Below are 15,673 nucleotides of genomic sequence, written 5' to 3' on the forward strand. Positions count from 1 at the left end.
ATGTCCGCATCCACCCCGGTCTCCGCCGCCCCGCCTCCGGTTCCGCCGGTGTCTGCCCCACCGCGCGCCGTGGCACCGTTGGCAGGCTTCTTCATCGACCTGGGCATCGCCGCCGTTACCCTGGTCGGCCTGAGCATGGTCACCGGCCTGTTCTGGGGCTTCTACCGTGCAATCGTGGTCAGCCGCGCCAACGCCGAGGCCAATGGCGGTGGACTGACACCTGACGCCGTCGGCGCGGCAGTGGGCCAGCCCGGTGCCCTGGCGCAGATCCTGATGGCCCTGATCGCCACCGGTGGCGCCGCGCTGCTGCTGTACTTCTGGCGACGCCCGGCAAACGCCGGCGAACGCATGGCGTCGCGACAGGCGTTGCTGCGGCCGTCCACCTGGGGCTGGACCCTGCTGGTGGCCACGCTGATCGTGCTCGGCAGCAACGGCATCGCCTTCCTTTCCAAGCAGTTCGGCATCGAGCCGGTGCCCACCAACGTGGAACTGATGCAGAGCGCAATCGCTCGCTTCCCGCTGTTCCTGGTGCTGTTTGCGGTCGTCCTCGCCCCCGCCTACGAAGAGCTGCTGTTCCGCCGCGTCCTGTTCGGGCGCCTGTGGCAGGCCGGCCGCCCCTGGCTGGGCCTGATCCTCAGCAGCCTGGCGTTCGCCCTGGTCCATGAAGTGCCCGGTGTCAGCAAGAACTCGCTGCTGGGCATGGCGCAGCTGTGGCTGGTGTACGGTGGCATGGGCGCCGCCTTCTGCTGGCTGTACCGCCGCACCGGCACTCTGTGGGCGGCGATTGCCGCGCATGCGCTGAACAACGCGGTCGCGCTCGCCGCAATGGTGTTCCTGGGGTCAACGTAACGCCGTGCCCGCTTGACGAAAGATTAAGCAGGTACGCTACACACTGCGCACATGAACACGGGGGCGGACCCATGAAACAACTGCTGCTGGCTCTAGTCATCACCACCGTGGTCAGTGCCTGTGCGACCACCACCTCGCCAACCGGACGACGGCAGATGGTGGGCGGCGTGTCGCAGGCACAGCTTGACCAGCTCGGTGCGCAGGCGTTTGCCGAGACCAAGCAGAAAGAGAAGATCAGCACCGATGGCCGCCAGAACGGCTACGTGCAGTGCGTGGTCAACGCGCTGGTGGCGCAGTTGCCACCCCAGTACCGTGGGGTACGGTGGGAGACTGCCGTATTCGTCGACAAGGAACCCAACGCATTTGCCCTGCCCGGCGGCAAAGTGGGCGTGAACACCGGCATCTTCACCGTTGCCAGGAACCAGGACCAGTTGGCTGCCGTGATCGGTCATGAGATCGGCCACGTGATCGCCCGTCACCACGAGGAACGCATTACCCGGCAGATGGGCGCGCAGACCGGCCTGGCCGTGCTGGGCGCGCTGGCCGGTGCCGCCTATGGCGATGGTGCCGCCAGTACGGTCAACCAGTTGGGCGGCATGGGTGCGCAGGCGGCCTTTCTGCTGCCAGGCTCGCGGACCCAGGAAAGCGAGGCCGATGTCATCGGCCAGCGGCTGATGGCCCAGGCCGGTTTCAACCCGGCGCAGGCGGTCGATCTGTGGCAGAACATGATGGCCGCCAGTGGTGGTCGCAGCCCGCAATGGCTGTCCACCCACCCCGATCCGGCCAACCGGATCCAGGAGCTGCGACGTGACGCACCGGGCCTGGCGCCGGTCTATCAGCAGGCGCAGGCGGCCGGGCTGCGGCCAAAGTGCGGATGAGTGCGCAGTTCTATGCTGTATTGCAGCACATAAAACGATTTCTCACGCCATCTGTTTCTGATACGTTTGGCGGCTCAGATTTTTCTGACAGTCCGACTTTGCCGCTATCCGGCGGTTCGATCGAGGTGAACGATGATTTTCCGTAACCACAAAGCTGTGCTTTCCGTCCTCGTCGCGACCGCCCTGACCGGCGCCGTGGTCACCGATGCCTTCGCGCAGTCCTCGCGTTCCTCCGACCGTGGCAGCCGCGGCGGCAGCAGCAAGCAGGCCAAGGCCGAACCGCTGTACCCGAATGCGACCCGCCAGGAGCCGACCGTCAAGGCCTCGGCCAAGATGGGCAGCAAGCTGCAGAAAATGATCGACAGCTACAACAAGGAAAAGTTCCCGGAGACGCGCACGCAGGCTGACGCGATCCTGGCTGACAGCGCCTCCAACGAGTACGACAAGTCGCTGGCCGCGCAGCTGGCCTCACAGGCCGCCTACCAGACCGACGATACCCCGGCCGCCATCGCCTACCTGAAGCAGGTCATCCAGTTCAACGGCCTGGACAACAACGGCCACTTCCAGTCGATGCTGATGCTGGGCCAGCTGCAGCTGCAGGAAGACCAGACTGCCGAAGGCCTGGCCACCCTGGACAAGTACTTCGCCGAGAGCAAGTCGACCAAGCCGGAAGAGCTGATTGCCAAGGGCCAGGCACTGTACCAGCTGGAGCGCTACCAGGAAGCGATCCCGGTGCTGAAGCAGGCCATCGCGGGCGCTGCCGAGCCGAAGGACAACTGGAACCAGCTGCTGATGGCGGCCCTTTCCGAAGCCGGCCAGACCGGTGAGGCCGTGCAGGCCGCAGAAGCGCTGGCGGCCAAGAACCCGTCGGACAAGAAGGCCCAGCTGAATCTGGCCAACATGTACATGCAGGCTGACCAGATGCCGAAGGCCGCCGCGGTGATGGACAAGCTGCGCAGCAGCGGCCAGCTCACCGAAGAGCGCGAGTACAAGCAGCTGTACTCGATCTATGCCAACACCGAGAACAAGGAAAAGGACGTCATTGCGGTCATCAACGAAGGGTTGCAGAAGGGCATCCTGAAGCCGGATTACCAGGTCTACCTGGCGCTGGCCCAGTCCTACTACTACTCCGACCAGGTGCCGCAGGCGATCGATGCGTGGCAGAAGGCCGCCCCGCTCTCCAAGGACGGTGAGACCTACCTGAACCTGGCACGCGTCCTGCATGCCGAAGGTCGCGTCCCCGAGGCCAAGCAGGCCGCCCAGCAGGCGCTGGCGAAGGGCGTGAAGAACCAGGCTGATGCCAAAAAAATCATCAACCTGAAGTAAGTAGGAATAACGCCTGAATGCCTGCTCAGTTGATGCGCAGGCGCTCAGGATTGGTATAAGCTTGGAGGTTCCTGCGGTGTCATGCACCGCTGATCAGGGATCCCGCCCCCGGGATTCCGGCCCCACTATTGAGCTCTTGGCGCATGACGGAACAACTAGTCGTTCACCGGTACGAACAACCCGATGACAAGGGGCTGAGCTGGCCTCGCATCGTCGGCATCGCGTTTGTAATTGCCCTGCATCTGGCCGCCTTCATGATGCTCCTGATTCCCGCCGTGGCTCCCAAGGCCGTCGCGGAGAAGGAGCGCAACGTCATGGTGACCATCGTCGACGCGCCGCCGCCGCCCCCGCCGCCGCCGCCGCCGCCGCCGCAGGATACTCCGCCACCGCCGGTGAAGAATCTGTCGCCGCCGAAGCCGTCGCCCGTACCGCCGCCGCCGCAGGCGCCGGTTGTCGACGTACCGGAGCCGCGCCCGAACGATATCGTCACCCCGCCGTCGCCTCCGGCGCCGCCGGCACCGCCGACCTCGATCGAGGCCAGCGTGGACATCTCGTCGAAGGCCATGAATCCGCCGCGCTACCCGCCGGCAGCCTTCCGCGCAGGTATCCAGGGCGAAGTGATCCTGATCATTGATGTCGATGCCAGCGGCAACGTCACCAATGTCACGGTGGAAAAGTCCAGCCGTAACCGCGACCTGGACCGTGCTGCGATGGAAGCGGCTCGCAAGTGGCGCTTCAACGCCGCTGAAGCAGGCGGTAAGAAGACGGCAGGTCGCGTTCGCGTCCCGGTCAACTTTGCGCTGAACTGATGCGCCCGGGTGGCCGCCTGGCCACCCCCGCTCCCGGTTCGATTGTTTAGCTTAGCTACACCCTTTATCACCACACACAACAAAGGTAAGCGTCATGCTGCAGGAAATTTTCATCGCCGCTGCTGCCGGGGGCAATCCGTCCAACGCCCTGTCGCAGATGGGCTTCGAGCACCTGATCCACGAAATGACCACCAAGCCGGGTGATTTCGCGGTTTCCTGGGTCGTGCTGCTGACCCTGATCGCCATGTCGGCCATGTCCTGGTACTGGACCGTCATCAACATCTTCCGTGCCACCCGCCTGAAGAGTGCCGCTGATCGCGTCGTCAGCCTGTTCTGGGACACCCCGAACGCGCAGGACGCCATCCGTGCGATGGAAGAGCAGCCGGCTTCGGAGCCGTTCTCGAAGATCGCCCTGGACGCTGCCCAGGCAGCCGCCCACCACCAGCGCGCTGAAGGCGGTGCTACCGGCGGCGTCGGTGAGAACCTGAGCCGTTCGGAGTTCGTCGACCGCGCTCTGCGTCAGGCCGTCACCCGCGAAAGCAACAAGCTGCAGTCGGGCATGACCCTGCTGGCCACCGTCGGCGCGACCGCTCCGTTCGTCGGTCTGCTGGGTACCGTGTGGGGCATCTACGGCGCGCTGATCAAGATCGGTGCCACCGGCTCCGCTTCGATCGACGCCGTTGCCGGCCCGGTGGGTGAAGCGCTGATCATGACCGCGATCGGTCTGTTCGTCGCAATCCCGGCCGTGTTCGCCTTCAACTTCTTCAGCAAGATCAACAGCGCGACCATCAGCAAGTTCGATACCTTCGCGCACGACCTGCACGACTTCTTCGCCACCGGTTCGCGCGTCCGCTGATTGCGGCGCGCGTCACCCAGCGACGAAGTAAGTAGTCACCAAGATCTAGACGGAGCCCGTTATGGCTTTCAGTAGTGGTAACAGCGGCGGCCCCATGGCCGACATCAACGTTACGCCCCTCGTGGACGTGATGCTGGTGCTGCTGATCATCTTCATCATCACGGCGCCCCTGATGTCCCACAAGGTCAAGGTGGATCTGCCGGAAGCCAACCTGATCCAGAAGCCGGAAGATGCTGAAAAGCGTCCGAACCCGATCACGCTGGCAGTCAAGGAAGACGGCTCGATCTACTGGAACGACGAAGAAATCAACAAGCAGACTCTCGAGTCCCGCTTGGCGACCGCCGCACAGCAGACCCCGCAGCCGCCGCTGAACCTGCGTGGTGACCGCACCACCAAGATGCGCGTCATCAACGACCTGACCAAGGTCGCGCAGGAACAGGGCATGCTGGACGTCGGCTTCGTTGCGACCAAAGAAAAGGGGCAATAAGCCATGGCATTCAGTAGTGGTGGTGGCAAGGGCCCCATGGCAGACATCAACGTCACGCCCCTCGTGGACGTGATGCTGGTTCTGCTGATCATCTTCATCGTGACCGCGCCGATCATGACGTACCCGATCGCCGTGGACCTGCCGCAGCGCGTGCTCAACCCACCGCCGCAGCTGGTCGAACCGCCGCCGCCGATCGAACTGAAGATCGACGCCAGCAACCAGGTCTCGTGGAACAACAGCCCGATCAATACCAGCGAGCTGCAGCAGCGGATGGAGCAGGAGGTCCAGCGTGACCCGACCAACCAGCCGGAACTGCGCATCGACGCCAGCCCGGATTCCGAGTACGACGTGATGGCCAAGGTTCTGGCCGCCGCGAAGAATGCTCAGATGAAGAAGATCGGTTTTGTGCAGCAGTAAACGCGACACCGCAACACAACAGTCATGACGCGACTGCAGACGCCCCTGGAGACAGGGGCGTTTTTTTTTGTTCTCGTCCTGGCACATGGGATGGGGTCAGATCGCCTTTCCTTCGGAAAAGGGATCTGACCCCATCCGGCAGCATGCGCCGCTATGATCGGCGCATGCTTGCCCTCTTCGATTCCCTGCGCCATTGGCTCGACGGTATCGCCCACCTCGGCACGATCCTGGCGGTGGCTTACCTGCTGTACCTGTTCGCGCTGGCGGGCTGGATCATGTTGCAGAAGCGCGAGCCGGTGGCCACGCTGAGCTGGATCCTTTCGTTGGCACTGCTCCCCTATCTCGGGCTCTTCATCTACTACCTGCTGGGCCCGCAGAAGGTGAAGCGGCAACGGCTGCGTCGTGGCCGTGCACGCTCGGGCATGGAGCACTACAGCGATGTCTGCCCGCCCGATTCGGACTGCACCGAACTGGCCAAGGTGGCCCAGGCCACGACCGGACTGGCCCCAAGCAGTGCCACCGAAGTGACCTGGATGGTGGACGGTGCGGCGACCTACGCGGCCTTGCTGGAAGCCGTTGCACAGGCGCACGATCACATCCATCTGGAGTACTACATCTTCAATCCGGATCACGCAGGCACCGCCCTGCGCGATGCCCTGGTCGAGCGCGCACGTGCCGGTGTGCAGGTGCGCCTGCTGCTGGATGCGGTGGGCTCATCCGCCCTGCCCCGCCGTTTCCTGCAGCCCCTGCTCGAGGCTGGCGGTGAAGCGATCTGGTTCCACCCACGGCAGCTGCTGAAACCGTTCAAGCGCCCGTGGCTGAACCTGCGCACGCACCGCAAGCTGGTGATTGTCGATGGCCGCCTGGCCTTCACTGGCGGCATCAACATCACCGACGAGGAAGACGAAAGCCGCAGGCCCGACGCCTATCGCGACCTGCACATGCGCATCCGCGGTCATGTGGTGCGCAGTCTGCAGCTGGTGTTCGCCGAGGACTGGCTCTACGCCAGTGGCCAGGAACCCTCGCGGATGGATATCGCCCGCTTGTGGCCGGCCGATATGCCGCTGCGCGGGGATGGCGCGATCAACGCGCAGGTACTGGTCTCCGGCCCGGATTCGGGCTGGGAGACGATCCACCGGCTGCACGTCGCCGCCATCCAGGAAGCGCACGAGCGGGTGTGGCTGGTGACGCCCTATTTCGTGCCGGGTGAAGCGGCGCGGATGGCGCTGACTTCGGCCGCGCTGGGCGGCCTGGACGTGCGCCTGCTGGTACCGAAAATGAGCGATTCCTGGTTCGTCACCCAGGCCGCGCGCTCGTACTTCGACGAACTGTTGCATGCCGGCGTGAAGATCTACGAGTACGGCCCGCGCATGCTGCACACCAAGGCGTTCATCGCCGACGACGACGTCTGCATTGTCGGCAGTGCCAACTTCGACCACCGCAGCTTCCGCCTGAACTTCGAGCTGTCGATGATGATCAGCGACCGGGACCGCGTGGCGGCCCTGGCCGAGCTGCTGCAGGGTGAATTCGATCGCGCCACCCGGGTGCATGACCAGGCCGGGCGCTCGCTGTGGCTGCACCGCCTGCCCGAGGCCTTCGCCCGGCTGGCCTCGCCGCTGCTGTGATGCAGCGCTACACTGCGGCGATCATCCGGGGAGCCCGACTATGTACTGGTTGTACCTGCTGCTGGCGCTGGGCTGCTTTGCCTTCGCGCTGAAGACCCCAAGCGCGGGGTTGATGACCCTGTGCCTGCTGGCTGCGCTCGGCTTCCTGCTGGCCTGGGTACGCGGTCGTTACGTGGCCCGTTTCGGCGACCTGCAGCGCGACCCGGCCACCCTGATCGATGCCGAGGAACTGCGCCGCCTGCGCGAGCAGGCCCAGGCGCGCCGCAACGATGACGCCAACGACAACGATCCGTCCCCTCTTTCCAAGTAGTTCCGTTCCATGACCCAGCTCAGCGTCAACGTCAACAAGATCGCCGTCCTGCGCAATTCGCGCGGCGGTGCCGAACCGGACGTGGTGCGCGCCGCCCAGGCCTGCCTGGATGCCGGCGCGCATGGCATCACCGTGCATCCGCGGCCGGACCGCCGCCACATCACCGCCGAGGACGTGCTGGCCCTGTCCACGTTGACCCGCGCCCGTGGCGTTGAATTCAACATCGAGGGCAATCCATTTGCGCCCCCGCGCGAGGGGTACCCGGGGCTGCTGCCGCTGTGCGAACAGACCCGTCCGGCGCAGGCCACCCTGGTGCCCGACGGCGATGGCCAGATCACCTCCGACCACGGTTTTGACTTCGAACGCGACGCCGAGCGCTTGCGCCCGTTGATTGCCCAACTGAAGGCGATGGGCTGCCGGGTCAGCCTGTTCGTTGATGCGGGCAACCCGTTGCTGGAGCAGGCCGCCGAGGTTGGTGCCGACCGCATCGAGCTGTACACCGGCCCCTACGCAGAGGCGCATGCGGCGGGCGACGCTGCGGCAATGCTCGAACTGTTCGCCACTGCGGCGCGGCGGGGGCAGGCAGTGGGGCTGGGAGTGAATGCCGGCCATGACCTGTCACAGGACAACCTGCGCGACTTCCTGGCCCAGGTGCCGGATGTGCTGGAAGTGTCGATCGGCCACGCGCTGATCGGCGAGGCACTGTATGACGGGCTGGATGCCACCGTGCGGGGCTATCTGGCCCTGCTCTGACCGATGGATGCAGCCGAGCATGGGCTCGGCTCTACAGCGCCGAGCCCACGCTCGGCTCAGACTTGCCCTGAACCCTTCAGACAGCCGTCGCAGCCATTGAGACGGTGGCGACGTACCCTGCCGCAATGGGTATTGCGATCAAGGGCCGAGGTTCCACGTCCCACCTCGCCGGACGCTTCGAAAGCACCGTCAGCGAGGCGGTGGACGACGGCTGGGCGACCGATGAGAGCGAGGAGTTCCTCGCGCCGCGCCTGCGCACCGAGGTGCGCGCCGAGACCGCGCGCAGCATCATCACCCGCAACACTTCGCCAGACGTCGGCTTCAGCCAGTCGGTGAATCCGTATCGCGGTTGTGAGCATGGGTGTTCCTACTGCTTCGCGCGCCCTTCCCATGCCTATCTGAACCTGTCACCTGGCCTGGACTTCGAGACCAAGCTGTTCGCCAAGACCAATGCGCCTCAGCTGCTGCGCAAGGAACTGTCGAAACCCGGTTACGTGCCGCAGCCGATCGCGCTGGGCATCAACACCGATGCGTACCAGCCGATCGAACGCAAGTTCAAGCTCACCCGCCAGCTGATTGAAGTGATGCTGGAGACCAGGCATCCGTTCTCGCTGATCACCAAGAACGCACTGGTCGAGCGCGACATCGATCTGCTCGCGCCGCTGGCGGCGGAGAACCTGGTCAGCGTGCATTTCTCGGTGACCTCGCTGGACCCGCATCTCTCCGCGAAGCTGGAGCCGCGTGCATCAGCGCCCCATGCGCGGCTGCGCGCGATGAAGCGCCTGCATGACGCGGGTATCCCGGTGGGAGTCATGGTGGCGCCGGTGATTCCGTGGATCAACGACAGCGAACTTGAAGCGGTGCTGGAGGCTGCGCACGATGCCGGCGCCAGTACCGCGGGCTACGTGCTGCTGCGCCTGCCGCTGGAAGTGGCGCCGCTGTTCCGCGACTGGCTCGATACCCATCATCCCGATCGCGCCGCGCACGTGATGAGTACCATCCAGCAGCTGCGTGGTGGCAAGGACTACGACAGCCAGTTCGGCACCCGCATGCGCGGCCAGGGTGTGTATGCCGATCTGCTGAACAACCGCTTCAAGCTGGCGCGCAAGCGGTTGGGATTCAATGCTCAGAACAGCCATTGGCCGAAGCTGGATTGCAGCCGGTTCCAGAAGCCGCTGCCGCCGAAGAAGGATTCGCCGCAAGGGTCGTTGTTCTGAGGCCATCAGTCGAGCATGGCTCGACTGTACATCAAGGCCGACGAGCAGTTCGGCGTCACCCCCCAAACAACTTCTGCGCACTCTGGAACAGGATCCAGCTGGTGGCGATGAACTTGTCGCCACCCTGTGGCCGATTGCCGCGATGGGTGTGGGTGAACGCCGTCGGCGCAATCAGCAAACTGCCGGTGCGCGGCGCGATCTTCCGCCCCTGGAACAGGAACTCGGTTTCGCCCTCGTCGAAGTCGTCATTGAGGTACAGCGTCCACAGTACATGCCGGTGCAGGGTCTCGGCCTGCGCATCCTTCGGGTACAGCTCGCAGTGCCAGTACGGGTAGCCACCCTCGCCCGCGGCGTACCACTGCAGGTTGATCGCACCCGGACGCAGGCAGGTGCGGGCCAGGTCGGCCAGCTGCTGTTGCGGCATGTCGGGGAAGTCCTCGGCAGACAGGCGTCGCGGTTGGCCATTGCTGTCCTGGATCTGCAACATCAGCGGGGCAATCAACGCCTGTGGATAACGGCGTAGATAAGTCAGCAGGCCGTTGAACACCGCAATCTGCAGCTGCTGATCAACATCCTGCCAGCCGTCCAGGCCACTGATGCGCAGATCCTTGCTGTGCTTGAGTTCCGGGAACACGCCACTGCCCACCGCACCGGGCAGCAGGCCACGCGTGGCACGCATGCGCTCGACGATGGCCGCGCAGACCTCACTGGGGACGGCGTTGTGGATGACCTCGATGAAATCGACCGGGCCCTGCTCGTGCATGCGTGCATTCCTTCGGCGGCAACGGCTTGATGGTGCCGTTTGCCGCCCGCGGTGTCACCCTGGGGTCATGTCATCGAACTGCCATGACCGCCGTCAGGCGTTGAGCCGTCAGCCCTTCGCTTCGTCGTGCGCGTGGTGGTAACGCACCGCTTCGGCCACTTCCTCGCGCGAACCCAGGAACACCGGCACGCGCTGGTGTAGCTGATCAGGCTGGATGTCGAGGATGCGCTCGCGGCCGGTCCAGGCGGCGCCGCCGGCCTGTTCGACCAGCAGGCCCATCGGGTTGGCTTCGTACATCAGGCGCAGCTTGCCGGCCTTGGACGGATCCTTCTTGTCCCACGGGTAGATGAAGATGCCGCCGCGGGTCAGGATGCGATGCACGTCGGCCACCATGCTGGCGATCCAGCGCATGTTGAAGTTCTTGCCGCGCGCGCCTTCCTTGCCGGCCAGCAGATCACTGACGTAGGCCTGCATCGGCGCTTCCCAGTGACGCTGGTTGGACATGTTGATGGCGAATTCCTGGGTGGCCGCCGGAATCTGCATGTTCTCGGTGGTCAGCACGAACTCGCCCTTCTCGCGGTCCAGAGTGAAGGCGTGCGTGCCGTGGCCGACGGTCAGCACCAGCTGGGTGCTGGGCCCGTAGATGCAGTAGCCAGCGGCGATCTGCTTGCTGCCCGGCTGCAGGAAGGCGTCATCGCCCGGCAGCTCGACGTTGGTCGGGCAGCGCAGCACCGAGAAGATGGTGCCGACGGAGACGTTGACGTCGATGTTGGAGCTGCCATCGAGGGGGTCGAACAGCAGCAGGAAATCACCGCGCGGATAGATGTCCGGCACCGGCTGGCTGTGGTCCATTTCCTCCGAGGCGCAGGCGGCAAGGTGGCCACCCCAGGCATTGGCTTCGAGCAGGATCTCGTTGCTGATGACGTCCAGCTTCTTCTGCGCTTCGCCCTGCACGTTGCCGGTGCCGGCGTCGCCGAGCACGCCACCGAGGGCGCCCTTGCTGACGGCGATGGAGATGCTGGTGCAGGCGCGGGCGACGACCGCGATCAGCTGGCGCAGGTCGGCATTGATGCGGCCGGCGTGCTGTTCCTGGATCAGGAAGCGGGTCAACGAAGTACGGGACATGGGCGGGCAGGTCTCGGCAGCGGGAAAACGCCTATTGTCGCCCGTCTGGCGGGGGCGTGCGTGAGCGCGGGAAGGCGTAATCGTTTCCAGATGCGTTGCGCTCGTGGCGCCTTCCTTCATGGAGGCACAGGGCACGGTGTACCTCGCCCTGCGCTTCAGGGTTCGCCGCGAGCGCGGAGGGTGTGGCAAAGGCAGAGGCAAAGCAGAAGCAAAAACAAAGGCGCCTTTCGGCGCCTTTGTTCTCAAACCCGTGCAGCCTTGCTTCAGCCCTTGGCGACGGTGGCCACGGCCTTGGCGACGTATTCCAGGTTGTTCCGGTTCAGCGCGGCCACGCAGATGCGGCCGGTGCCGACGGCGTAGATGCCGAACTCGTCGCGCAGGCGTTCGACCTGCTCACGGCTCAGGCCCGAGTAGGAGAACATGCCGGCCTGTTCGTTGATGAAGCCGAACTGCGGCGCACCGGCAGCGGCCAGCTTTTCGACCAGGCCCTGGCGCAGGGCGTGGATGCGCTCGCGCATCTCGGTCAGCTCCTGCTCCCACATCGCGCGCAGTTCCGGGTTGGTCAGCACGCCGGCCACCAGCGCGGCACCGTGGGTGGACGGACTGGAGTAGATGGTGCGGATCACACGCTTGACCTGCGACTGCACGGCCTTGGCGTCAGCAGCGGTCGGCGCCACCATCGACAGCGCACCCACGCGCTCGCCATACAGCGAGAACGACTTGGAGTACGAGTTGGCGACGATGAAGCTGTCGATGCCGGCTTCGGCGATGATGCGCACGGCGGCGCCATCCTGCTCGATGCCCTTGTCGAAGCCCTGGTAGGCCATGTCGATGAAGGGGAACAGCTGCTTGTCCTTCAGCAGTTGCGCGACCTGCTTCCACTGGGTGACCGTGAGGTCGGCACCGGTGGGGTTGTGGCAGCAGGCGTGCAGCAGCACTACGGTGCCGGCTTCCAGCTTGCCGAGGTCGGCCAGCATGCCGTTGAAGTCGACGCCATGGCTGGCCGGGTCGAAATAGGTGTAATCCAGCACCTCGAAACCGGCCGCGCTGAACACCGCACGGTGGTTCTCCCAGCTCGGGTTGCTCAGCGCCACGGTGGCGTGCGGCAGCAGCTTCTTCAGCACGTCGGCGCCGACGCGCAGCGCACCGCTGCCACCGACGGTCTGTGCGGTGGTGACGCGGCCGGCGGCCAGCAGCGGCGAGTCCTTGCCGAACACCAGCTCTCGCGTGGCCTGCGTGTATGCCGGCAGGCCATCGATCGGCAGGTAGCCGCGCGGTTTGGCGTCAGCGGCAAGCTGCTGCTCGATCTGCTTGACGGCGCGCAGCAGCGGGATGCGGCCGCTCTCGTCGTAGTAGATGCCCACACCCAGGTTGACCTTGGTCGGGCGGCTGTCGGCGTTGTACGCCTCGGTCAGGCCCAGGATCGGGTCGCCTGGGACCAGTTCCACGTTTGCAAAGAAGGACACGGCGGTACTCGTTCGGTAGACGGAAAGGGGGAGGAAGTGCGCTACGCGGTCTGCGGCCTTGCAGCCGGAAACAACCCATCGTAACAAAGCCTGCCGGGGCTGGCCGCCGCCATCGTCATCTGTGGCCCCGTACCATGGCGTGCGTTGCCGCCTGATCCATCAACCTGAATCATGAATCCTGCTGCACGACGCCATTGCCTGCTGCTCGCTGCCCTGCTGTTGTCGCCTTGGGCGGCGCTGGCCGAGCCCGCGCCGACCGCCCTGCCCAGCGTGCAGGTGCAGGCCGCACGCGTGCCCGGCATCGACCCGTTCGCGCTGCCGGCCAGCCAGGACACGGTCTGGATCGACGCCGCGCGTCCCGGCGCCGGCGCACAGCTGTCCGAGGCGCTGGCCGGGGTCCCGGGCCTGGTCGCCCGTGACCGCCAGAACTTCGCGCAGGACACCCAACTGTCGATCCGTGGCTTTGGTGCGCGCTCGACCTTCGGTGTGCGTGGGGTGCGGGTGTTGATCGACGGGGTGCCGGCGACCATGCCCGACGGACAGGGCCAGCTGTCGCATGCCAGCCTGCTCGGTGCCGAACGGATCGACGTGCTGCGCGGGCCGTTCTCGGCGCTGTACGGCAATTCCTCCGGCGGCGTGCTGCAGGTCTGGAGCGCACAGGGCCAGGCCGGCGACCCGTGGCGGCTGCGCGTCAACGCGGGTGCCGACAACACGCTCAGCGTCGGCGCGCAACTGAAGGGTGCCGGCCGTGTTCTGGATTACAACATCGCCGCCAATCACTTCCGCACCGATGGCTGGCGCGACCACAGCCGTGCCCGCCGCGAATCGCTTGCTGCGCGTATCGGTGGCGATCTCGGCGGGGGGCGGCTGGAGCTGCTGCTCAATGCCTTCGATGCCCCCGATGCGCAGGACCCGCTGGGCCTGAGCCGTGCCCAGGTGGCGGCCGATCCGCGCCAGGCCACCGCCGTGGCGCACCAGTACAACACCCGTAAATCGGTGCGCCAGCAGCAGGCTGGCCTGCGCTGGACCCGTGAAACCGGGGCGCAGCGTTGGCAGCTGGTGGGCTATGCCGGCCAGCGCGCGGTACGCCAGTACCTGCCGATCCCGCCGGCAGCTCAGACCAACAGCCCGTTGCATGCCGGCGGGGTGATCGACCTGGAGGGCGGCTATGGCGGGCTGGACGCGCGCTGGGGCTGGCGCGGCGACCTCGCCGGCCGACCGCTGGATCTGGTGGCCGGGCTCAGCGCCGACCGCCAGCGCCAGCATCGCACCGGCTACGAGAACTTCATCGGCAGCACTCTCGGCGTGCGTGGGCGGCTGCGCAGAGACCAGATCGACACCGTGCAGAACGTCGATCAGTTCGCCCAGGCGTGGTGGCAGTGGAGTCCACGCTGGTCATTGCTGGCTGGCGTGCGTCACAGCGCCGTGCGCTTCGAATCCGACGATCGCTACATCACCGCCCGCAACCCGGACGACAGCGGCCACCGCCGCTACCAGGCCACCACGCCGGTGGCCGGAATCAGCTTCGCGGCCAGCCCGCAGTGGCGACTGCACGCGGCGGTGGGCCGTGGCTTCGAGACGCCCACCTTCAACGAACTGGGGTATCGCGCCGACGGGCAGGCGGGACTGGCGCTGGATCTGGCGGCGGCGCGCAGCCGCAGCCTGGAGGTGGGCAGCAAATGGCATGCACAGGACGGAACCCAGCTCGATATCAGCCTGTTCCGCGCAGATACCAACGATGAGTTGGCAGTTGCCAGCAACATCGGCGGACGCAGCACCTATCGCAACATCGGCCGCACCCGCCGCCAGGGCGTGGAACTGCGCTACCGGCAGCCGTTGGCAGAACAGCTGGAACTGCAGGTGGCCTGGACCTGGCTGCAGGCGCAGGTGCGTGCGCCGTACCTGACCTCGAACACCTGGGTTTCCGCCGGCAGCCGCTTGCCCGGCGTACCGCGCCAGCAGGCGTTTGCCCGGCTGCAGTGGATCCCGGCCGACTGGCAGTGGGCGCTGGAGGCCGCCGCCAGCACCGACACCTTGGTCAACGACGTGGCCACCGAACGTGCGCCGGGCTACGCGTTGCTGAACCTGGAAGCCGGTCGTCTCTGGACGCTGCCAGGTGGCGAGCTGCGCGCCTTCGCCCGGCTGGAGAACGTGCTGGACCAGGCCTACATCGGCTCGGTGATCGTCAACGACGGCAACGGGCGCTTCTACGAACCGGGACCCGGGCGCCGGGCCAGCGTGGGCCTGCAATGGTCCTGGCGTTGACTGGGTAGTGCCGGCCGCTGGCCAGCATCGCGCCGCGCAGGGCGTCAGGGGGTTGCCGGCCAGCGGCCGGCACTACCCGTCAGTCGGGCGCCTTGGCCGGTACGAACGGCGAGGTCGGGTCGCTGGCCGGGAAGGTCTCCTCCAGCGCCTCGTCCTGGTTGTCGCTGGCGCGCTGCTTGCGTTCGCGACGCTTGAGCGGGCTTTCCTGGCCGCCGCGATGGCGGTCGCCGCCATCCTTGCGGTCCTGGGCGGCCTGTTCAGCCTCGTGCTTCACCGGCAGATGGTCGCCACCGTGCTCGGCGTCGTAGAAGGGTGCACCGGTGCCGCGGTAGTCGGCATTGTCGGCATCGCGCTTGCCGCGCTGTTCACCGGGAATGGGCGGGTGGTTTTCCCGCAACGGGTCTCGGGAATTCTCTCGGCTCATGGTCTGGCTACCTGCGCTCGGGGCTCCCACTACACCGCGCCACAGGTAAAGCCGCCGCGAACCCGGCGTCATGAACATCTCGCTCACCCCCCGGTAACAGCAC

At 65.9% G+C, this 15,673-nt stretch carries 16 protein-coding genes; 12 read left to right on the forward strand and 4 right to left on the reverse strand.

The window, feature by feature from the left end:
• The 11 genes from ACM0PY_RS17575 (at position 1) to ACM0PY_RS17625 (ending at position 9,527) form a co-directional block, all read left to right on the forward strand.
• A complete protein-coding gene (locus ACM0PY_RS17575; RefSeq protein ID WP_049417132.1) occupies positions 1-849 on the forward strand; it encodes a CPBP family intramembrane glutamic endopeptidase in 849 nt (282 codons plus the stop codon).
• A gap of 71 nt (positions 850-920) precedes the next feature.
• A complete protein-coding gene (locus tag ACM0PY_RS17580; RefSeq protein ID WP_061480435.1) occupies positions 921-1,727 on the forward strand; it encodes a M48 family metallopeptidase in 807 nt (268 codons plus the stop codon).
• A gap of 132 nt (positions 1,728-1,859) precedes the next feature.
• Positions 1,860-3,053: a tetratricopeptide repeat protein gene (locus ACM0PY_RS17585; RefSeq protein ID WP_061480436.1), complete on the forward strand. Its 1,194-nt coding sequence runs from the start codon at positions 1,860-1,862 to the stop codon at positions 3,051-3,053.
• 143 nt (positions 3,054-3,196) lie between these two features.
• A complete protein-coding gene (locus tag ACM0PY_RS17590; RefSeq protein ID WP_414609407.1) occupies positions 3,197-3,862 on the forward strand; it encodes an energy transducer TonB in 666 nt (221 codons plus the stop codon).
• 94 nt (positions 3,863-3,956) lie between these two features.
• A complete protein-coding gene (gene exbB / locus ACM0PY_RS17595; RefSeq protein ID WP_005411738.1) occupies positions 3,957-4,718 on the forward strand; it encodes a TonB-system energizer ExbB in 762 nt (253 codons plus the stop codon).
• 61 nt (positions 4,719-4,779) lie between these two features.
• Positions 4,780-5,205, forward strand: coding sequence for an ExbD/TolR family protein (locus ACM0PY_RS17600; protein WP_005421196.1), 426 nt, complete (start codon positions 4,780-4,782; stop codon positions 5,203-5,205).
• Between the two features lie 3 nt (positions 5,206-5,208).
• On the forward strand, positions 5,209-5,622 hold the full coding sequence (locus ACM0PY_RS17605) for an ExbD/TolR family protein (RefSeq protein ID WP_005411740.1): 414 nt from the start codon (positions 5,209-5,211) through the stop codon (positions 5,620-5,622).
• 164 nt (positions 5,623-5,786) lie between these two features.
• Entirely contained in the window at positions 5,787-7,247 is a 1,461-nt protein-coding gene (cls, locus tag ACM0PY_RS17610) for a cardiolipin synthase (RefSeq protein WP_134972778.1), read from the forward strand.
• 40 nt (positions 7,248-7,287) lie between these two features.
• The gene (locus tag ACM0PY_RS17615; protein ID WP_005421192.1) at positions 7,288-7,557 is read left to right on the forward strand and encodes a hypothetical protein; all 270 of its coding nucleotides are present in this window, start codon (positions 7,288-7,290) and stop codon (positions 7,555-7,557) included.
• A 9-nt stretch (positions 7,558-7,566) separates the two neighbouring features.
• Positions 7,567-8,310, forward strand: a complete 744-nt coding sequence (locus ACM0PY_RS17620) for a pyridoxine 5'-phosphate synthase (protein WP_180885162.1) — start codon at positions 7,567-7,569, stop codon at positions 8,308-8,310.
• 125 nt (positions 8,311-8,435) lie between these two features.
• Positions 8,436-9,527 carry a PA0069 family radical SAM protein gene (locus ACM0PY_RS17625; RefSeq protein ID WP_134972765.1) on the forward strand — a complete coding sequence of 364 codons (1,092 nt, stop codon included), beginning with the start codon at positions 8,436-8,438 and terminating at the stop codon, positions 9,525-9,527.
• A gap of 55 nt (positions 9,528-9,582) precedes the next feature.
• Here the strand turns inward: ACM0PY_RS17625 and ACM0PY_RS17630 are convergent, their stop codons facing one another.
• The 3 genes from ACM0PY_RS17630 to ACM0PY_RS17640 all read right to left on the reverse strand — a co-directional run bounded on the left by ACM0PY_RS17630 (position 9,583) and on the right by ACM0PY_RS17640 (position 12,881).
• Complete coding sequence (locus ACM0PY_RS17630; RefSeq protein ID WP_032957940.1) at positions 9,583-10,290, reverse strand: 2OG-Fe(II) oxygenase; 708 nt, start codon at positions 10,288-10,290, stop codon at positions 9,583-9,585.
• Positions 10,291-10,398: 108 nt separating this feature from the next.
• Positions 10,399-11,415, reverse strand: a complete 1,017-nt coding sequence (locus ACM0PY_RS17635) for a class 1 fructose-bisphosphatase (protein ID WP_061480468.1) — start codon at positions 11,413-11,415, stop codon at positions 10,399-10,401.
• Between the two features lie 263 nt (positions 11,416-11,678).
• The gene (locus ACM0PY_RS17640) at positions 11,679-12,881 is read right to left on the reverse strand and encodes an amino acid aminotransferase (RefSeq protein WP_134972764.1); all 1,203 of its coding nucleotides are present in this window, start codon (positions 12,879-12,881) and stop codon (positions 11,679-11,681) included.
• Positions 12,882-13,052: 171 nt separating this feature from the next.
• On the opposite strand from ACM0PY_RS17640, the gene ACM0PY_RS17645 reads away from it, so the two are divergent.
• Positions 13,053-15,146: a TonB-dependent receptor family protein gene (locus ACM0PY_RS17645; RefSeq protein ID WP_180885160.1), complete on the forward strand. Its 2,094-nt coding sequence runs from the start codon at positions 13,053-13,055 to the stop codon at positions 15,144-15,146.
• Between the two features lie 79 nt (positions 15,147-15,225).
• Here ACM0PY_RS17645 and ACM0PY_RS17650 read toward each other — a convergent pair whose 3' ends face one another.
• Positions 15,226-15,570: a hypothetical protein gene (locus ACM0PY_RS17650; RefSeq protein ID WP_053496719.1), complete on the reverse strand. Its 345-nt coding sequence runs from the start codon at positions 15,568-15,570 to the stop codon at positions 15,226-15,228.
• Positions 15,571-15,673: the final 103 nt, after the last annotated feature.

It is taken from the genome of Stenotrophomonas sp. BR163 (assembly GCF_047520985.2).
GTDB classification, from domain to species: Bacteria; Pseudomonadota; Gammaproteobacteria; order Xanthomonadales; family Xanthomonadaceae; genus Stenotrophomonas; species Stenotrophomonas sepilia.

Bases quoted from the DNA above. Each gene is read 5' to 3' on its own strand.
- ACM0PY_RS17575 (WP_049417132.1), top strand. From the start codon at position 1: ATGTCCGCATCCACCCCGGTCTCCGCCGCCCCGCCTCCGGTTCCGCCG.
- ACM0PY_RS17580 (WP_061480435.1), top strand. From the start codon at position 921: ATGAAACAACTGCTGCTGGCTCTAGTCATCACCACCGTGGTCAGTGCC.
- ACM0PY_RS17585 (WP_061480436.1), top strand. From the start codon at position 1,860: ATGATTTTCCGTAACCACAAAGCTGTGCTTTCCGTCCTCGTCGCGACC.
- ACM0PY_RS17590 (WP_414609407.1), top strand. From the start codon at position 3,197: ATGACGGAACAACTAGTCGTTCACCGGTACGAACAACCCGATGACAAG.
- exbB (WP_005411738.1), top strand. From the start codon at position 3,957: ATGCTGCAGGAAATTTTCATCGCCGCTGCTGCCGGGGGCAATCCGTCC.
- ACM0PY_RS17600 (WP_005421196.1), top strand. From the start codon at position 4,780: ATGGCTTTCAGTAGTGGTAACAGCGGCGGCCCCATGGCCGACATCAAC.
- ACM0PY_RS17605 (WP_005411740.1), top strand. From the start codon at position 5,209: ATGGCATTCAGTAGTGGTGGTGGCAAGGGCCCCATGGCAGACATCAAC.
- cls (WP_134972778.1), top strand. From the start codon at position 5,787: ATGCTTGCCCTCTTCGATTCCCTGCGCCATTGGCTCGACGGTATCGCC.
- ACM0PY_RS17615 (WP_005421192.1), top strand. From the start codon at position 7,288: ATGTACTGGTTGTACCTGCTGCTGGCGCTGGGCTGCTTTGCCTTCGCG.
- ACM0PY_RS17620 (WP_180885162.1), top strand. From the start codon at position 7,567: ATGACCCAGCTCAGCGTCAACGTCAACAAGATCGCCGTCCTGCGCAAT.
- ACM0PY_RS17625 (WP_134972765.1), top strand. From the start codon at position 8,436: ATGGGTATTGCGATCAAGGGCCGAGGTTCCACGTCCCACCTCGCCGGA.
- ACM0PY_RS17630 (WP_032957940.1), bottom strand. From the start codon at position 10,290: ATGCACGAGCAGGGCCCGGTCGATTTCATCGAGGTCATCCACAACGCC.
- ACM0PY_RS17635 (WP_061480468.1), bottom strand. From the start codon at position 11,415: ATGTCCCGTACTTCGTTGACCCGCTTCCTGATCCAGGAACAGCACGCC.
- ACM0PY_RS17645 (WP_180885160.1), top strand. From the start codon at position 13,053: ATGAATCCTGCTGCACGACGCCATTGCCTGCTGCTCGCTGCCCTGCTG.
- ACM0PY_RS17650 (WP_053496719.1), bottom strand. From the start codon at position 15,570: ATGAGCCGAGAGAATTCCCGAGACCCGTTGCGGGAAAACCACCCGCCC.